Here is a 17636-nt window from a genome sequence, read left to right on the forward strand (position 1 = left end):
CACTCCTTAGGCGCCGAGCTGGCGAACCATGAAGACCGTCTTCAGCGGCAGCTTGGCTGCAGCCAGACGGAAGGCTTCACGGGCCAGTTCTTCGGACACACCATCCATTTCATACAGCATCTTGCCCGGCTGAATCTCGGCGACGTAGTACTCCGGGTTACCCTTACCGTTACCCATACGCACTTCCGCCGGCTTTTGCGAGATCGGCTTGTCCGGGAAGATACGGATCCAGATGCGGCCGCCACGCTTGATGTGACGCGTCATTGCACGACGCGCCGCTTCAATCTGACGCGCGGTCAGGCGACCACGACCGATAGCCTTCAGGCCATATTCACCGAACGAAACGGCGTTGCCGCGCGTTGCGATACCGGTGTTACGACCCTTCTGCTCTTTGCGATACTTCCTGCGTTTCGGTTGCAGCATCGTTATTCTCCACTCTTGCCGTCACCGCCGGCGCCACGGCGCGGTGCGCCACGACGGGCACCCGGTGCGCCTTCGCCATCACGGCGCGGACGACGATCGCCCGGACGCGCATTGCGGCGCGGACGCTTTTCTTCGGCGACTTCTTCCACCACCGGTGCGTCGTTGCGGCCGAGCGTGTCGCCCTTGTAGACCCAAACCTTCACGCCGATGATGCCGTACGTCGTCTTCGCTTCCGAGGTTGCGTAGTCGATGTCAGCACGCAGCGTGTGAAGCGGCACTCGACCTTCGCGGTACCACTCGGTACGTGCGATTTCGATACCGTTCAGACGGCCCGCGCTCATGATCTTGATGCCCTGGGCACCCAGACGCATCGCGTTCTGCATCGCGCGCTTCATTGCGCGACGGAACATGATGCGGCGCTCGAGCTGCTGCGTGATCGAGTCGGCGATCAGCTGCGCGTCGGTTTCCGGCTTGCGAATTTCTTCGATGTTGACGTGAACCGGAACGCCCATGCGCTTCTGGAGTTCGGCCTTGAGGAGTTCGATGTCCTCACCCTTCTTGCCGATCACCACACCCGGGCGCGAGCTGTAAATCGTGATGCGAGCGTTCTTTGCCGGACGCTCGATCACAACACGGCCCACCGAAGCGTTCTTCAGCTTCTTCTTCAGGTATTCACGAACACCGATGTCTTCCTTCAACATCGCCGCGAAATTGTTGTTGTTCGCGTACCAACGCGAAGCCCAATTGCGGCTGACGGCCAAACGGAAGCCAGTCGGATGAATTTTCTGTCCCATCGTATGGCTCCTTAATTCCCGACCGTCACAGTGATGTGACAGGATTGCTTCTCGATGCGGTTGCCGCGGCCCTTGGCGCGCGCGGTGAAACGCTTCAGCGAAGCAGCCTTGTCGACGTAGATGCTCGTGATCTTGAGCTCGTCGATATCGGCGCCTTCGTTGTGTTCCGCGTTTGCGATCGCCGAGAGCACAACCTTTTTCACGATGCCAGCCGCTTTCTTCGGCGAGAACGTCAGAACGTTCAGTGCCTTGTCAACCGGCAGACCGCGGATCTGGTCAGCCACAAGACGCGTCTTCTGCGCCGAGATGCGGGCACCGCGATGAATTGCCTTCACTTCCATCTTGATTGCCCCTTATTTCTTGGCCTTCTTGTCGGCTGCGTGACCCTTGAACGTACGGGTCAATGCGAACTCGCCAAGCTTGTGGCCGACCATGTTTTCCGTGACATACACCGGAACGTGTTGACGGCCGTTGTGCACGGCGATCGTCAGGCCGATGAAGTCCGGCAGGATCGTCGAGCGACGCGACCAGGTCTTGATCGGTTTTTTGTCGCGCGTTGCTGCAGCCGCCTCAACCTTCTTCAGCAAATGGGCGTCGCAGAACGGACCTTTCTTAATAGAACGTGCCATTGCCTACTCCTTAACGCTTGTGACGGCGCTGGACGATCATGCTCGTCGTGCGCTTGTTGCTGCGGGTGCGATAGCCCTTCGTCGGCGTGCCCCACGGGCTCACCGGGTCGCGACCAGCCGCAGTCTTGCCTTCGCCACCACCGTGCGGGTGGTCGACCGGGTTCATTGCAACGCCACGGACCGTCGGGCGGATACCGCGCCAGCGGTTCGCGCCAGCCTTACCGATTTGACGGAGGCTGTGCTCTTCGTTGCCGACTTCACCGATCGTTGCGCGGCACTCAACGTGCACGCGGCGAATTTCGCCCGAACGCAGACGAACCTGCGCGTAGACGCCTTCGCGTGCCAGCAGCATTGCCGACGTGCCAGCCGAACGCGCCATTTGCGCGCCCTTGCCCGGCAGCATTTCGATGCAGTGGATCGTCGTACCGACCGGGATGTTGCGGATCGGCAGGGTGTTACCCGCGCGGATCGGCGCTTCCGAACCCGACATCAGCTGCGTGCCAACCGTCACGCCCTTCGGCGCGATGATGTAGCGACGTTCGCCGTCTGCGTAAAGAACCAGAGCAATGTTCGCGCTGCGGTTCGGATCGTATTCGAGACGTTCCACCTTTGCGGGGATGCCGTCCTTCGTACGACGGAAATCGACGATACGATAGTGCTGCTTGTGACCACCACCCTTATGACGGGTCGTGATGTGACCATTGTTGTTACGGCCAGCCGTCTTGGATTGCGTGTCGAGCAGTGCCGCGAACGGCTTGCCCTTGTGCAGATCCTTGTTGACGATCTTGACCATCGCGCGGCGACCCGGCGAGGTCGGCTTAACTTTCACGATTGCCATGATTACTTGGCCTCCGCTTCAAAGTTGATTTCCTGGCCGGGCTTCAGGCAGACGTACGCCTTCTTCACGTCCTTGCGCTTGCCGTTGAAGCGGCCAAAGCGCTTGGCTTTGCCCTTCTGGACCAGCACGTTGACGGACTCGACTTCCACCTTGAACAGCAGCTCGACAGCAGCCTTCACTTCCTGCTTGTTCGCGTCCGGCGCGACTTCGAAGACGACTTGCTCGTTCTTCTCCGCAACCAGCGTCGCCTTTTCGGAGATCACCGGTGCGAGCAGGACCTGCATCAAACGATGATCGTTCTTGCGAATCTCGCTCATGACAGCAACTCCTCGATCTGGGCGACCGCTGCCTTCGTGATCAGGATCTTCTTGAAGTAGATCAGCGAGAGCGGGTCGGCAAAGCGCGGCTCAACGACTGCCACGTGGGGCAGGTTGCGCGACGCGAGATACAGGTTCTCGTCGACCGTGTCGGTGATGACCAGCACGGATTCGAGACCCATGGCCTTGAACTTTTCGGCCAGCAGCTTCGTCTTGGGCGCTTCGAGCGACAGCTCTTCGACGACCGAGATGCGGCCTTCGCGGGCCAGCTGCGAGAAGATCGAGCAGAGGCCTGCGCGATGCATCTTCTTGTTGACCTTGTGCGAGAAGTTTTCTTCCGGCGAGTTCGGGAAGATGCGACCACCGCCACGCCACAACGGGCTCGACGACATACCGGCACGAGCGCGGCCCGTACCCTTCTGACGCCACGGCTTCTTGGTGGTGTGCTTGACCTGTTCGCGGTCCTTCTGCGCGCGGTTACCGCTGCGCGCGTTCGCCTGATAGGCGACAACGATCTGATGGATCAGCGCTTCGTTGTAGTCACGGCCGAACACGACGTCCGACGCGTTCACTGCTGCGCCTTCCTGACCATTAGCGTTCAGGAGCTTCAGTTCCATTATTGCGCTCCTTTCTTGGCGCGGGCCTTGACGGCCGGCGTCACGAAAACCTTGCCGCCCTTTGCACCCGGGACAGCACCCTTGACCAGCAGAAGCTTGCGCTCTGCGTCGATACGGGCGATTTCGAGGTTTTGCACCGTCACGGTTTCGTCACCCATGTGACCGGTCATGCGCTTACCCGGGAAAACACGACCCGGATCCTGCGCCATACCGATCGAGCCCGGCACATTGTGCGAGCGCGAGTTACCGTGCGAAGCACGACCCGAAGCAAAGTTGTAACGCTTGATGGTACCGGCGTAGCCCTTACCGATCGAGGTGCCTTGCACGTCGATCTTTTGGCCTTCTTCGAAGAGTTCCACACCGATCACTGCGCCAGCGGACAGTTCGGCGGCCTTAGCGGCGTCGATCTGGAATTCCTTGAGGATTTCACCGGCTTGAACGCCAGCTTTGGCGAGATGACCTGCGAGCGGCTTCGTCACGCGCGATGCACGACGCGTACCGAACGCAACCTGAACGGCCGTGTAGCCGTCGGTTTCAACAGTCTTGATCTGCGTCACGCGGTTGTCGGACACGTCCAGCACGGTAACGGGAATCGAGTCCCCATCTGCCGTGAAGATACGCGTCATGCCAACCTTGCGACCTACGAGTCCAAGGCTCATCGTTTTCTCCATTCCCGACTGCGATTGGTCGGGGCTAATTTACAAAGTGCCGGTGCTTCACGCCTGTTTTCGGGGTAAAGGCCCGAAAAAGACACACCGACTTTTTGCGCAGATGCGCGAAAAGACGTCAAGTATAACGTCCCCTCACGTTTTCCGCAAGCAATCAAAGACTTAGCGCTGTCGGCTGCAAACCACTCCGCCGGACAGCGCGCGGGCTCTTACTGCAGCTTGATTTCGACGTCCACGCCAGCCGGGAGGTCCAGCTTCATCAGCGCGTCGACGGTCTTGTCCGTCGGGTCGACGATGTCCATCAGGCGCAGGTGGGTGCGGATTTCGAGCTGGTCGCGCGACGTCTTGTTGACGTGCGGCGAACGCAGGATGTCGAAACGCTGGATACGCGTCGGCAGCGGCACCGGGCCGCGGACGATGGCGCCCGTGCGCTTCGCCGTATCGACGATTTCAGCAGCCGACTGATCGATCAGGCGATAGTCGAAAGCCTTGAGGCGGATACGGATTTTTTGGTTAGCCATGGTAATTCCTTGAAAAGAGCGAGGCGGACTTGCGCCGCCAGACGATATAAAGAGCACGGGCCTGCCCCGCGACAAGGCGTCACAGGGCAGACCCGGAGTACATCAACTTCCGGAATACATCAACTTCTACAGCGAGCCGAGTATTCTACTCGATTACTCGATGATCTTTGCAACCACGCCGGCGCCGACGGTACGGCCACCTTCGCGGATTGCGAAGCGCAGACCTTCTTCCATGGCGATCGGAGCGATCAGCTTCACCGTGATCGACACGTTGTCGCCCGGCATGACCATTTCCTTGTCCTTCGGCAGCTCGATCGAGCCCGTCACGTCCGTCGTACGGAAGTAGAACTGCGGACGGTAGTTGTTGAAGAACGGCGTGTGACGGCCGCCTTCGTCCTTGCTCAGCACGTACACTTCAGCCGTGAAGTGCGTGTGCGGCGTGATCGAACCCGGCTTGGCCAGAACCTGGCCACGCTCCACGTCTTCACGCTTCGTGCCGCGCAGCAGGATACCGACGTTGTCGCCTGCCTGACCCTGGTCGAGCAGCTTGCGGAACATTTCCACGCCCGTGCAGGTCGTCTTCACCGTCGGCTTGATACCGACGATTTCGATTTCTTCGCCGACCTTCACCAGACCGCGCTCGATACGACCCGTCACCACCGTGCCGCGGCCCGAGATCGAGAACACGTCTTCCACCGGCATCAGGAACGCGCCGTCAACTGCGCGCTCCGGCGTCGGGATGTACGTGTCGAGTGCGTCGGCCAGGCTCATGATCGCCACTTCGCCCAGCTCGCCCGTGTCGCCTTCCAGCGCCAGCTTGGCCGAACCCTTCACGATCGGCGTGTCGTCGCCCGGGAAGTCGTACTTCGAGAGGAGCTCGCGCACTTCCATTTCGACCAGCTCGAGCAGCTCGGCGTCGTCGACCATGTCGCACTTGTTCAGGAACACGATGATGTACGGCACGCCAACCTGACGGGCCAGCAGGATGTGCTCACGCGTTTGCGGCATCGGGCCGTCAGCAGCCGAGCAAACCAGGATCGCGCCGTCCATCTGTGCCGCGCCCGTGATCATGTTCTTCACGTAGTCGGCGTGGCCCGGGCAGTCGACGTGTGCGTAGTGGCGGTTAGCCGTTTCGTACTCGACGTGCGCGGTGTTGATGGTAATACCACGTGCCTTTTCTTCCGGCGCTGCATCGATCTGGTCGTATGCCTTCGCTTCGCCGCCGAACTTCTTGGTCAGAACCGTCGTGATCGCTGCCGTCAGCGTGGTCTTGCCGTGGTCAACGTGACCGATCGTGCCCACGTTGACGTGCGGCTTGGTCCGTTCGAATTTACCTTTTGCCATGTTTCTACTCTTTCAAAAAAGTGGTGAATCGGTGTCTGTGCGATGCGAGCCGGGCAGGACCGCCCGACCCGCTAATGCGCCGATGCTTACTTCGCCTTCGCGCTGATGATCGCGTCGGCCACGTTACGCGGTGCTTCTGCGTAGTGCTTGAATTCCATCGTGTACGTTGCGCGGCCTTGCGTCAGCGAACGCAGCGACGTCGAATAACCGAACATTTCCGACAGCGGCACTTCGGCGCGAACGATCTTGCCGCCACCGATCATGTCTTCCATGCCCTGGACGATACCGCGACGGCCCGACAGGTCGCCCATCACGTTGCCCATGTAGTCTTCCGGCGTTTCGACTTCGACAGCCATCATCGGTTCAAGAATGACCGGCTGCGCCTTGCGCATGGCTTCCTTGAACGCCATCGAACCGGCCATGCGGAACGCATTTTCGTTCGAGTCGACGTCGTGGTACGAACCGAACGTCAGGTGAACCTTGACGTCGACGACCGGGAAGCCCGCCAGCACGCCTGCCTTCAGCGTTTCCTGGATACCCTTGTCGACCGCGGGGATGAATTCACGCGGAATCACACCACCCTTGATCTCGTCCAGGAACTCGTAGCCCTTGCCTTGTTCATTCGGCTCGAGCGTGATGACTGCGTGACCGAACTGGCCGCGACCACCCGACTGCTTGACGAACTTGCCTTCGACGTCCTTCGCCGTGGAGCGGATCGTTTCGCGGTAAGCCACCTGCGGCTTGCCGACGGTCGCTTCCACGTTGAATTCACGCTTCATGCGGTCGACCAGAATTTCGAGGTGGAGCTCGCCCATGCCCGAAATGATGGTCTGGCCCGATTCTTCGTCCGTTTGAACGCGGAACGACGGGTCTTCCTGTGCCAGGCGGTTCAGGGCGAGGCCCATCTTTTCCTGGTCGGCCTTGGTCTTCGGCTCGACAGCCTGCGAGATCACCGGCTCCGGGAAGATCATGCGTTCGAGCACGATCGGGTGCTGCGGATCGCACAGCGTGTCGCCCGTGGTCGCTTCCTTCAGGCCAACGGCCGCGGCGATGTCGCCGGCACGAACTTCCTTGATTTCTTCGCGGTTGTTCGCGTGCATCTGCAGAATACGGCCGAGGCGTTCCTTCTTGCCCTTGGTCGAGTTCAGCACCGTGTCGCCCGAGTTGACGACGCCCGAGTACGCACGGAAGAAGATCAGCTGGCCGACGAACGGGTCGGTCATGATCTTGAACGCGAGCGACGAGAACTTCTCGTCGTCGGCCGCGCGACGCTCAGCCGTTTCGCCGTTTTCGAGTTCGCCCTTGACCGGGGGAATGTCCACCGGCGACGGCAGGAAGTCGATCACGGCGTCGAGCATGCGCTGCACGCCCTTGTTCTTGAACGCGGTGCCGCACAGCATCGGCTGGATTTCGCACGCGATCGTACGGTCGCGGATCGCCTTGATGACTTCGGCTTCCGAAAGCTCTTCGCCGCCGAGGTACTTTTCCATCAGCTCTTCGCTGGCTTCGGCAGCCGACTCGATCATCTTTTCGCGCCACTCGTTGCACGTCTCAACGAGTTCGGCCGGGATGTCGACGTAGTCGAACTTCGTGCCTTGCGAGGCCTCGTCCCAAATGATCGCCTTCATCTTCAGGAGGTCGACGACGCCCTTGAAGTTTTCTTCCGCGCCGATCGGCACCACGACCGGAACCGGGTTCGCCTTGAGGCGGTTCTTCAGCTGGTCGTAGACCTTGAAGAAGTTCGCGCCGGTACGGTCCATCTTGTTGACGAACGCGAGACGGGGAACCTTGTACTTGTTCGCCTGACGCCACACCGTTTCCGACTGCGGCTGCACGCCGCCCACGGCGCAGTACACCATGCACGCGCCGTCGAGCACGCGCATCGAGCGCTCGACTTCAATCGTGAAGTCGACGTGGCCCGGGGTGTCGATGATGTTGATGCGGTGCTCGGGGTAGTTGCCGCCCATGCCCTTCCAGAACGCGGTCGTAGCAGCCGAGGTGATCGTGATGCCACGCTCCTGCTCCTGCTCCATCCAGTCCATGGTCGCAGCGCCGTCGTGAACTTCACCAATCTTGTGGTTCACGCCGGTGTAAAACAGAATGCGCTCGGTCGTCGTCGTCTTGCCGGCGTCGATGTGAGCGCTAATACCGATGTTGCGGTAGCGCTCGATAGGAGTCTTGCGAGCCACTTTGATCCTCTAAGGGGAGGTGCGCGCCGGGTACGATTCCGGTGGAGTCGATCCCAACGAGCCTGAACACAAACGGGCGAGGCGCTCGAAAAGCGCACCCGCCCGGAATTTTTCCGCTATGGAGAAGGCCCCGAGCCGGGGCTTCCTCTTAGAAACGGAAATGCGAGAACGCCTTGTTCGCTTCCGCCATCCGGTGAACTTCGTCGCGCTTCTTCATTGCGCCGCCACGGCCTTCGGCCGCTTCCGAAAGTTCACCTGCCAGGCGCAGGGCCATCGACTTCTCGCTGCGCTTCTTCGCGGCTTCACGCAGCCAACGCATCGCCAATGCCATACGACGCGAGGGGCGCACTTCGACCGGAACCTGATAGTTCGCACCACCAACGCGGCGGCTCTTCACTTCCACCACCGGCTTCACGTTGTTGAGCGCGACAGTGAACACTTCCAGCGGGTCCTTGCCACCCTTGGTCTGGATCTGTTCGAAAGCGCCGTACACGATACGCTCGGCAACCGACTTCTTGCCGGAGAGCATCAGCACGTTCATGAACTTGGCTACATCAACGTTGCCGAACTTCGGATCCGGCAACACTTCCCGCTTGGGGACTTCGCGACGACGCGGCATGTTTCTTCCTTTACTTTTTCAGTTGAAGCGTGGATCAAACCCTACGCTCCGCGGCCACCAACTAACCCGATTCATCTCACGACTTACCAGCCTGGTCGGGTGACCACTTACTCGACAGCACCGGCCAATCCGGCACCTGTCGCTTTTATCGCCTGCGCAGCGCGCAAACGACACCTGGCTATTACTTCGTAGCCTTCGCGCGCTTCGCGCCGTACTTCGAGCGAGCTTGCTTACGATCCTTGACGCCCTGGGTATCCAGCGAGCCGCGAACCATGTGGTAACGCACACCCGGCAAGTCCTTCACACGGCCGCCGCGGATCAGCACAACCGAGTGTTCCTGCAGGTTGTGGCCTTCACCACCGATGTACGAAATGACTTCGAAGCCGTTCGTCAGACGAACCTTGGCAACTTTACGAAGTGCCGAGTTCGGCTTCTTCGGCGTCGTCGTGTACACACGCGTGCACACGCCGCGACGCTGAGGGCAGTCCTGCAGGGCCGGCGACTTGCTCTTCGTGACTTCCGAAGTGCGGCCTTTGCGAACCAGTTGATTGATGGTTGGCATTGTTTATTCCTGAAATTGAACAAAATCGATGCATTTATTCCCGGGCAAAGCGGAAAACCACGCATCTAAACTCTTACGAGAACTCCGATCCTCGCTAATGAACCGAGCCTTTTCATCGATCCAACCGACGAGCGTGCACATCCCAAGAACCGGAACCCAGCATGATATTCCGAAAATACCAAGCGAGTCAACGGGTTGCGATAGTTCGGAGGACAGAGCAAGTGACAGCGCCGTGACATCACGGCGCGGGCGGGAAGCGCGCGGCGCATTGAGGGCGCCACGCATTGCGCGTTATTTGCGCGTTATTTGCGGGTTATTTGCGCGTTATTTGCGGGTTATTCGTCGCCGACGACTTCGACGAGCTCTTCGCCGAAGCGCTCGAGCTTGCGCGCGCCGATGCCCGGGATGTCGCGCAGTTCATCGACCGAGTCGGGGCCGTTACGGGCAATTTCCGCCAGCGTGGCGTCGTGGAAGATCACGTAGGCCGGCACGCCCTCGCTCTTGGCCGTTTCCGAGCGCCACAACCGCAGCCGCTCCCAGCGCGACCGCTGACGCGGGCTCATGCCGAGGGTCGGATCGGCGCGCTCGCTGGTGCGGCCCGACGACGCGCGGGTGCGCGTGGGCTTCACATAGCGCCGCATCGTGACCTGCTGCTCGCCCTTCAACACCGGCTTGCTCGCCTCGGTGAGCACGAGCGAGCCGAAGCCGTCGTGGTCGACGGTGAGATAGCCGAACGCCACGAGCTGACGGAAGATCGCGCGCCACTCGGGCTCCGAAAGCGCCGCGCCAATGCCGAAAGTGGAAATCTTCTCGTGGCCGCGCTGCAGGATCTTCTCGTTGCGATTGCCGCGCAGAATGTCGATCAGATGCCCCGCGCCGAAGTGAAAACCGCTTGCACGCTGCGCCCGGAACACGCACGACAGCGCCATGCGCGCTTCCTGGGTGGCGTCCCAGGTGGCGGGCGGCTCGAGGCACGTGTCGCAATTGCCGCACGGCTGGCTCGCCTCGCCGAAGTAGGCGAGCAGGCGCACGCGCCGGCACGACGCCGCCTCGCACAGCCCGAGCAGCGAGTCGAGCTTGCCGGTTTGCACGCGCTTGTGCGCCTCGTCGGCGTCGGATTCGTCGATCATCTTGCGCTGCTGCACCACGTCGCCGAGACCGTAGGCCATCCACGCATTGGCCGCCAGCCCGTCGCGGCCAGCGCGCCCGGTTTCCTGGTAATAGCCTTCCACGCTTTTCGGCAAATCCAGATGCGCGACGAAGCGCACGTCCGGTTTGTCGATGCCCATGCCGAACGCGATGGTCGCGCACATCACCACGCCTTCCTCGCGCTGGAAAATTTCCTGATGATTCTGCCGCACCTCGAATTCCATGCCGGCGTGATACGGCAGCGCGCGCACACCCTGCGCCTTGAGCCATTCCGCCGTTTCCTCGACCTTGCGGCGCGACAGGCAATAGACCACGCCGGCGTCGGTGGTGCCGTCGGCGCGCGTGTGTTCGGCGCGGATGAAATCGAGCAACTGGGTGCGCGCATTGTCTTTTTCGACGATGCGATAGCGGATGTTCGGGCGGTCGAAGCTCGAGACGAAGATGCGCGCGTCGTCGAGCGCGAGACGGTGAACGATCTCGTCGCGCGTGATGTCGTCGGCGGTGGCCGTGAGCGCGATGCGCGGCACGTTCGGGAAACGCTCGTGCAGCACCGAGAGCTTGATGTACTCCGGGCGGAAATCGTGCCCCCATTGCGAGACGCAGTGGGCCTCGTCGATCGCGAACAAGCCGATATGCGTGCGCTCGAGCAGATCGAGAAAGCGCGGCGTCATCAGACGCTCGGGCGCGACATAGAGTAGATCGAGATTGCCCTCGCGCAGCGCGCGCTCGGTGGCGGCCGCCTCGGCGCCGCTCAGCGTGGAATTGAGATAAGCGGCACGCACGCCCACTTCGGTGAGCGCCGCGACCTGATCCTGCATGAGCGCGATGAGCGGGGACACGACGATGCCCGCGCCCTGCCCGGCCTCGTGGCGCACCAGCGCCGGAATCTGGTAACAGAGCGACTTGCCGCCGCCGGTGGGCATGAGCACCAGCGAATCGCCGCCGCCCGCGACGTGCTCGACGATCTCGGCTTGCTGCCCTCTGAACGCGGGATAACCGAAGACTTCGTTGAGGATTTCGAGGGAGCGGGACATGAAGGCGGCGGCAGATGGAGCGGAAGCGGTGGACCGGATTTTACCAACCCGGACGCACCTTGACCGCCGCGACCTCGAAGATTGGCCGTTCGGCCAGGAGAGAGCGGGGGGATAACGCGGGGATTAACGCCGCGATTGACGCGGCGATTGACGCGGAAACCGCGCTGGAAAACCGCGCGCCGCGACTCAGACGCGGCGGCGCATGACCTGCAACGCGCCGACGATCGTCACGATGCCCGCGACGAACGACACGACGACGAGCAGGCCGAACGGCAGCAGCACGGCGCTGCCCGCCATGAACAGGAGCGAGCCGAGCGTGAGCAGCAGCGCGCCCACTTTCACCTTGCGCGCGAGCTGCATGATGAATCCGATGATCAGGAACGCCCACAGCACGAGGAACGTCGCGAAAAAGTTGGCGGCCTGTTCCTTGCCGACGAAGTGCAGCAGATGCGAAAAATTGGCGACGCACGTCGCCAGATTCAGGATGAGACCGATCCCGACGAACCACATGATTACTGCCTCCAGATTCAGATAAACGCCGCCAGCGCGGTAGTACGAAATGACACGCCGGGTCGGACGTGGCGCGCTACGTTAGCATGCGCCGACGCGCCGCGCAGCAGGCCGACGCGCGCCGCGGCACGAGGTCGCATGCCCGGGCGGCGCCGGCATTGCGCATCGGGTCGGCGTCAGAAACGGTTCCCCAACTGGAAGTAGACGTTGTGCACGCCGCCTCCCGCCGCGGCGACGCCGAAGTATACCGGCCCGATCGCGGTCACCGCGCCGAGGAACACGCTGCCGCTGCTCAACCACGGACCGCGCGCGAATTGCCTCGATGTCTCCCACACGTTCCCGCTCTCGAGACTCACGCCGGCGAATACGCCGCGCAGCGGCCCGGCGCCATCGCGCGAGATCTGCGCGAGTCCCGTCAATCGGCCGTACAGGATATAGGGACCGCTGAACTGATCCTGCGAGTACGCCGACAGATGCTGGAACCCGCCCAGCCCGAACTGCCACGACGAATTGCGATTACCCGCAAACGGGCCGCCCGCCTCCAGCGCGGCGTTCATGCTGAATGCGCCCGCGCTCCCCGCCCACAACGCGCGCCCATACGCGATGTCGTAGCTCGCCTGCGAATTGCCGAGTCCCATGCTCACGAGCGTATTGAGGTGAAAACCGTGGCGCGGGAAGACCGCGTCGTCGAGCTGATCGATCTTGACGCTGGCGTTCGCGACGGTTTGCGACGTCGAGCCCAGCGACAAGCTCCGCGTGGTTACCGACGCATCGCCGTTCGCGTCCTGCGTCGCGGTGAGAATCGACGATCGCGCCTGGTAGGACGTATGCACACGCGCAATGCCCACGCGCCCCTCCCCCCGATTGCCGAGCGGTACGCCGAGATCGAGTCCGACCCGCATATCCTGTTGCGTGTAGATCAGCAGCGGCCGCTCTTTGGCGTTGTTGTCGTCGTAGAGATTCAGGTCGCTGCGGCGGATCGACGCGTAGGGCGCGAGAAACACCTCGCCAAACACGGGCTGGCGCAACTCGGTGCGCATACCGAGAACGCGGCTGCCGAGAACGACGTCGTTGCGCCAGGAAAGACCGCTCTGCGTAATCCACGGCAGGCGATGCCCGATCTGCAGCGAGAACGCGCCGTCGCCGTCGAAATTGGTCGAGAGGCCCAGACCGAACAGCAGAAAATTCGGGCCCCAGCTTTTCTCGTTGGCCTGGACTTGCAGCACGCGCTCGCCAGGCGGCCCCGTGAGCGTTTGCGTGACGCTCTCGAGACCATCGCGACGCGCCAGTTCGTTCAGCGCGTTCTCCACGGCCGCCGCATCGTAGACGTCGCCAGGCTTTAGTTTCAGGGCTTTTTCGACGTGCCTGCCCGAGAGGCCACTTCCTGTCGTGACTTCAATGCGCGCGATGCGCGTGTCCACCGGCAGCGCCGCATCGTGCGGCAGCCCCGCGCGCCACGCCGCGTACTGCCCCGCATCGAGCGAGAGCGCGCCGAGACGCCCCCGCTGTTGCACGGCCGCCTCCTGCCCCGCCAGAACGGCCGGCTGGATCACGCTGAAGTCCGTAAACGACAGCTTGCCCAGCGCGGGCTCAAGCAGGATGTCGCCCGCGCGCAAGCTCGCCTTCTGCGCGATCACGTTGCGCATCATCATCAGCCGGACCATTTGCGAGGTCACGGCGGCCATTGAATCGAGCTGATCGGCGCGCTTGAGTTGCGTGCCGATGTCGACCGCGATGACGACATCGGCGCCCATTTCGCGCGCCACGTCGATCGGCAGATTCGACGACGTGCCGCCGTCGATGAGCGTGCGCTCGCCGAGCTTTACCGGCGCGAAGAGACCCGGCACGGCCATGCTCGCCCGTACGGCGAGCGGCAGCGACCCATTGTGCAGCACGACGCGTTCGCCGCTTTCCAGATCCGTCGCGACCGCGCGGAACGCAATGGGCAGGCGGTCGAAATCGATATCGGCGGGATAGCGGCCGGTCAACGTGCGCAACAGCGCCATGAACTGATTGCCCTGCACGAGGCCGTTGGGGAATTTCACCTTCCCTCCGCCAAAACCCATCGGCACGCCGATGGGGTACATCAGTTCGTCCTCGCGCGACGACTCGGGGAGCGCACTGCGCGCGTCGCGGTCGAAGGCGATGTCGCCGAGATTGCGGTCCGCCAGCGCGCGCTCGATTTCGTCGGCGGTCATGCCGCTCGCGTAGAGTGCACCCACCACCGCGCCCATGCTCGTGCCCGCGATGCAGTCGACCGGCACATGCAGCGCCTCCAGCTCCTTGAGCACGCCGAGATGCGCATAGCCGCGCGCGCCGCCGCCAGAGAGCGCAAGGCAGATGCGCGGCCGGGCGACCTGCGCGGAGGTGGGCGCGTCGCGCGTGGTAGTCGAGGATGTGGAAGCTGGCGTCTGCGCGACGGCGCAAATCGCCATGAGCGCCGTCACGAACAACACAGCACTCCGAAACATACGATGCCGCATAGGCTTACCGTTGCGTCAGCGAGCGCGCGTATGCAACATAGCGGGACATCGCGTCTTCGCGCGGCATGCCGCACAGTTTTTTCCATGCGTCGTACTTGGCACGCCCGACGACGTCGCTCATGCCGGGCCGCTCGCCGCTCACATCGCCCGAACCCGCCTGCTTGTAAAGCGCGCGCAGTTTCAACAGCACGGCGGGCGGCAACGGCACGGCAAGCGCGCTCACCGATGCAACGGCTTTCTCGAAGTCGGCGGCCAGCGCGGCGCCAGTCAACGACGCATCGCTCTCGACGTGTTCGTCCGACCCTTGCGCAGCTCGGGCCGCCGCGCTCCAGAACGCGTCCTCTTCCGCGCCGCGATCCGGCTCGTACACGACCGAGCGGATACGGGCGTTGCCAAACGCGAGCCGCAGCACGCCACTCGCGGCCAGCGTCGCACCGCGCGCCTGCGCCTCGCTGAACAGGCGCATCCGCACCGTGCCGTCGGCGTCAAATTCGGGCGTACCGAAACCGGTCACGCGGAACGTACCGTCGGACAGCGTCACGAATTGCGAGAACAGATCGATCAACGCGTTGCGGTCGCCATAGACGCGCGCCACAGGACTCTCGCCGCGCTGGTGCCAGTGCACGTCCGCGGAAAAGAGCCCGAATACGTCCTCATAGCGCCGCTCACGCATGCCACGCTCGAAGCGCTCGACGAGCGACCGGGTCTGCTCCGGCGTACACGGCTCGATGACAACGTCAGTGGTGACAGGCTGCGGCGCTATTCCGAAGAAGTCGAGCACGCTGCTGACAACCTGCTCGCGGTCGTTGTCGACGCAAATCATGTGATAACTGTTTTCCAGCACGACGATGCGGGCGTCACGCGCCTTACTTGCAATGAATTGCGCGGATTTCAGGCTGGTCAATTCGTCCTCGCGCGCGTGCACGACGAGCGTGGGACAGGAAATCAAGGGCAGATCGCGCTTGACACGACGGCGTAAGCGGTCGACCTCGCGGATGCACGCGAGCGGCACCCAGCGGTAATGGAAGTTATCGCCACGCTCGAATTTCGCCTTGACGATATTGCGCACCAGCGCATTCTTGATGCCGAATGGTTCGCCTTCCTCAATTTTCATTTTCGCCGGGAGAATTGGCAGACGGTAAGCCAGATGACGCACGCCGCGCCACCACGGCGTACTCCACCCGTCGATATAGATGGGCGGCGCAAGCGTGACGAGCGATCCTTTATCGTGCCGCTCGCGTGCGCACAGCGCGGCAGCCAGCAGCGCGCCCATGCACATGCCCATCACATGAAACACTTCGTACTGCTCGACAAGTTCGCGATATTTCGTTGTGACCGCGTCGATCCACGCTTCCGCTCGCACGGACACCAGCGCCTCGGGCGTGGTGCCGTGACCGGGCAAGGTCAACGAATGGGTTTCGATGCCGCAGCGTTTCAGTTGACGATGCATCGAGCCGAGATCGAATTGCGTGCCGCCCAGTCCGTGGATCAGCAGAGCGCCGGTTCGTACTGTCATGGCTTACCTCACCGACGGCGACGGGTTCTGCCAGACGCCGGCGACGAACGCCACGCGCCCGTTGCCGTCCGATAACGGCGAGCCCAGATCGACCAGTTCGAGCCACTCTTGCGCGCCGCACGCGCGCGACAGACGGAACGGCAGATGGCGAGGCGCCGCCAGCGCCGCTTCGGGCGCTCTCCAGCGCGCGCGCAACAATTCGCGATCGTCGGGATGCACGAGATCGATCACGTCCTCGACGGTCGCAAGCCGCTCGGCGGCGAGACCGGTGAGACGATGCACGTCGCCGCGCCATTGCACGCCACCGCTTGCGGGATCGACCGAATAGGCGGCCTGCGCCGCGCCGGCCAGCGAGAGTTCGAGTTCCGTGCGCCAGCGTTCGGCCAGCGCGCGGGCTTGCGCCTCGGCGTCGCGCAGCGCATGCACGATGAGCACCAGCATGGCCGCGGCGCCGATATACATCTGCGCCTGCAGCAGCATGAGCGCGGCCGGCACCGATTGCGCCGCGAAAGGCCCCTCGCCGCGCACGGTATGTCCGAGGCAGATCAACGTGAGCGCCAGTACGGCCAGCGTGCCGCCCCGCGCACCGCCAACGATGGCGACGATCACGACGCAAAACATCGGCAAATAGAGCGGACAGGTCACGCCCAATGCGTCGAGCCTGAGCGCCGTGCCGCTATCGAACAGCGCCCAGGTGATGGCAGCCATCGCCACGAATGCCGCATAGCCGACGATTTCGCGGCAGACGTTGCGCGGCGCGGAGCGCCGGGCGCGCAACTGCGCCCAGACCGCCAGCAGCGGCAGCGTGATGCACACGCCCACGAAGATCGCGGCGCTCCACTGCCACAGCGGCGCCCAGAACGGCATGCCGTGCGTGATTGCGAAGTACGACGAACCACCGCAGCCGAGCAGCACCGCACTCACGAGCGCCGCCGCCACGACCGTCGGCAGCAGATGCAGCCCTTCCAGCTTCATGCGCAGTGCGCGCACGAGCGCCGCGGCCGCCAGCGGCGCGACGCCCGCCAGCAGCCCGAGGACGAGCGACGACAGCACGTCGCGGCCGCCCTGATGCGAGAGCACGGCCTGCAGCAAGGCAAAGGCGATAGCGAGCGGAATTCCCGAGACCGAGCGCGACAACAGCATCGCCGCGAGACTGACGCCTGCCGGCAACCAGACGTACGGCGCCAATGCAGCCGTGCTGACGTTGAACTCCCCGGACAGCGCTCCCGTTGCGAGATAGAGAAGCAGCCAGACAGCCGCGTGCGCGAGTGGCGTTTTTCGATCGAAGTGCATTGCACCGCCAAAGTAAAGGGCGATGCGATCGAAAGACGATAGGGATGCATCGCGCGGTTGAGCGATGCGTCAACACGCAATGCGCGCTTGCGATCAGCGGGTCATGTCGACGCCGGCCTATGCTAGATGC

General features: G+C 62.8%; 18 protein-coding genes. All 18 read right to left on the reverse strand.

Annotated elements, in window-relative coordinates; translation table 11 throughout:
- Positions 1-6 precede the first annotated feature (6 nt).
- The 18 genes from rplP to FAZ98_RS12990 all read right to left on the reverse strand — a co-directional run bounded on the left by rplP (position 7) and on the right by FAZ98_RS12990 (position 17506).
- Positions 7-423 carry a 50S ribosomal protein L16 gene (gene rplP / locus FAZ98_RS12905; RefSeq protein ID WP_042269753.1) on the reverse strand — a complete coding sequence of 139 codons (417 nt, stop codon included), beginning with the start codon at positions 421-423 and terminating at the stop codon, positions 7-9.
- Positions 424-425: 2 nt separating this feature from the next.
- Positions 426-1217, reverse strand: a complete 792-nt coding sequence (gene rpsC, locus FAZ98_RS12910; RefSeq protein ID WP_027797287.1) for a 30S ribosomal protein S3 — start codon at positions 1215-1217, stop codon at positions 426-428.
- Positions 1218-1228: 11 nt separating this feature from the next.
- Entirely contained in the window at positions 1229-1558 is a 330-nt protein-coding gene (rplV, locus tag FAZ98_RS12915; RefSeq protein ID WP_007730533.1) for a 50S ribosomal protein L22, read from the reverse strand.
- Positions 1559-1570: 12 nt separating this feature from the next.
- Positions 1571-1846 carry a 30S ribosomal protein S19 gene (rpsS, locus tag FAZ98_RS12920; protein WP_027797286.1) on the reverse strand — a complete coding sequence of 92 codons (276 nt, stop codon included), beginning with the start codon at positions 1844-1846 and terminating at the stop codon, positions 1571-1573.
- Between the two features lie 10 nt (positions 1847-1856).
- The gene (rplB, locus tag FAZ98_RS12925) at positions 1857-2684 is read right to left on the reverse strand and encodes a 50S ribosomal protein L2 (RefSeq protein WP_158951571.1); all 828 of its coding nucleotides are present in this window, start codon (positions 2682-2684) and stop codon (positions 1857-1859) included.
- 2 nt (positions 2685-2686) lie between these two features.
- The gene (gene rplW / locus FAZ98_RS12930; protein ID WP_028206513.1) at positions 2687-3001 is read right to left on the reverse strand and encodes a 50S ribosomal protein L23; all 315 of its coding nucleotides are present in this window, start codon (positions 2999-3001) and stop codon (positions 2687-2689) included.
- Positions 2998-3618, reverse strand: a complete 621-nt coding sequence (gene rplD / locus FAZ98_RS12935; RefSeq protein ID WP_028213350.1) for a 50S ribosomal protein L4 — start codon at positions 3616-3618, stop codon at positions 2998-3000. Before rplD ends, rplW begins: the two co-directional genes overlap by 4 nt.
- Positions 3618-4277, reverse strand: coding sequence for a 50S ribosomal protein L3 (rplC, locus tag FAZ98_RS12940; RefSeq protein ID WP_028222628.1), 660 nt, complete (start codon positions 4275-4277; stop codon positions 3618-3620). Before rplC ends, rplD begins: the two co-directional genes overlap by 1 nt.
- A 218-nt stretch (positions 4278-4495) precedes the next feature.
- A complete protein-coding gene (rpsJ, locus tag FAZ98_RS12945; protein ID WP_158951572.1) occupies positions 4496-4807 on the reverse strand; it encodes a 30S ribosomal protein S10 in 312 nt (103 codons plus the stop codon).
- Between the two features lie 153 nt (positions 4808-4960).
- Positions 4961-6151: an elongation factor Tu gene (gene tuf / locus FAZ98_RS12950; RefSeq protein WP_158951573.1), complete on the reverse strand. Its 1191-nt coding sequence runs from the start codon at positions 6149-6151 to the stop codon at positions 4961-4963.
- Between the two features lie 86 nt (positions 6152-6237).
- Positions 6238-8340 (reverse strand): elongation factor G, encoded by a 2103-nt coding sequence (gene fusA, locus FAZ98_RS12955; protein WP_158951574.1) that lies wholly within the window; start codon positions 8338-8340, stop codon positions 6238-6240.
- Between the two features lie 148 nt (positions 8341-8488).
- A complete protein-coding gene (gene rpsG / locus FAZ98_RS12960) occupies positions 8489-8959 on the reverse strand; it encodes a 30S ribosomal protein S7 (RefSeq protein WP_006053291.1) in 471 nt (156 codons plus the stop codon).
- Positions 8960-9140: 181 nt separating this feature from the next.
- Positions 9141-9521, reverse strand: a complete 381-nt coding sequence (gene rpsL / locus FAZ98_RS12965) for a 30S ribosomal protein S12 (RefSeq protein ID WP_158951575.1) — start codon at positions 9519-9521, stop codon at positions 9141-9143.
- Positions 9522-9856: 335 nt separating this feature from the next.
- The gene (gene recQ / locus FAZ98_RS12970) at positions 9857-11704 is read right to left on the reverse strand and encodes a DNA helicase RecQ (protein WP_158951576.1); all 1848 of its coding nucleotides are present in this window, start codon (positions 11702-11704) and stop codon (positions 9857-9859) included.
- Positions 11705-11890: 186 nt separating this feature from the next.
- A complete protein-coding gene (locus FAZ98_RS12975; protein ID WP_158951577.1) occupies positions 11891-12214 on the reverse strand; it encodes a hypothetical protein in 324 nt (107 codons plus the stop codon).
- 176 nt (positions 12215-12390) lie between these two features.
- Positions 12391-14685, reverse strand: coding sequence for a patatin-like phospholipase family protein (locus tag FAZ98_RS12980; protein ID WP_158951578.1), 2295 nt, complete (start codon positions 14683-14685; stop codon positions 12391-12393).
- Positions 14686-14701: 16 nt separating this feature from the next.
- Positions 14702-16213 carry an acyl-CoA-binding protein gene (locus tag FAZ98_RS12985; RefSeq protein WP_158951579.1) on the reverse strand — a complete coding sequence of 504 codons (1512 nt, stop codon included), beginning with the start codon at positions 16211-16213 and terminating at the stop codon, positions 14702-14704.
- Positions 16214-16216: 3 nt separating this feature from the next.
- Positions 16217-17506 (reverse strand): MASE1 domain-containing protein, encoded by a 1290-nt coding sequence (locus FAZ98_RS12990; protein WP_158951580.1) that lies wholly within the window; start codon positions 17504-17506, stop codon positions 16217-16219.
- Between the last annotated feature and the right edge of the window lie 130 nt (positions 17507-17636).

Source organism: Paraburkholderia acidisoli (assembly GCF_009789675.1).
GTDB classification, from domain to species: Bacteria; Pseudomonadota; Gammaproteobacteria; order Burkholderiales; family Burkholderiaceae; genus Paraburkholderia; species Paraburkholderia acidisoli.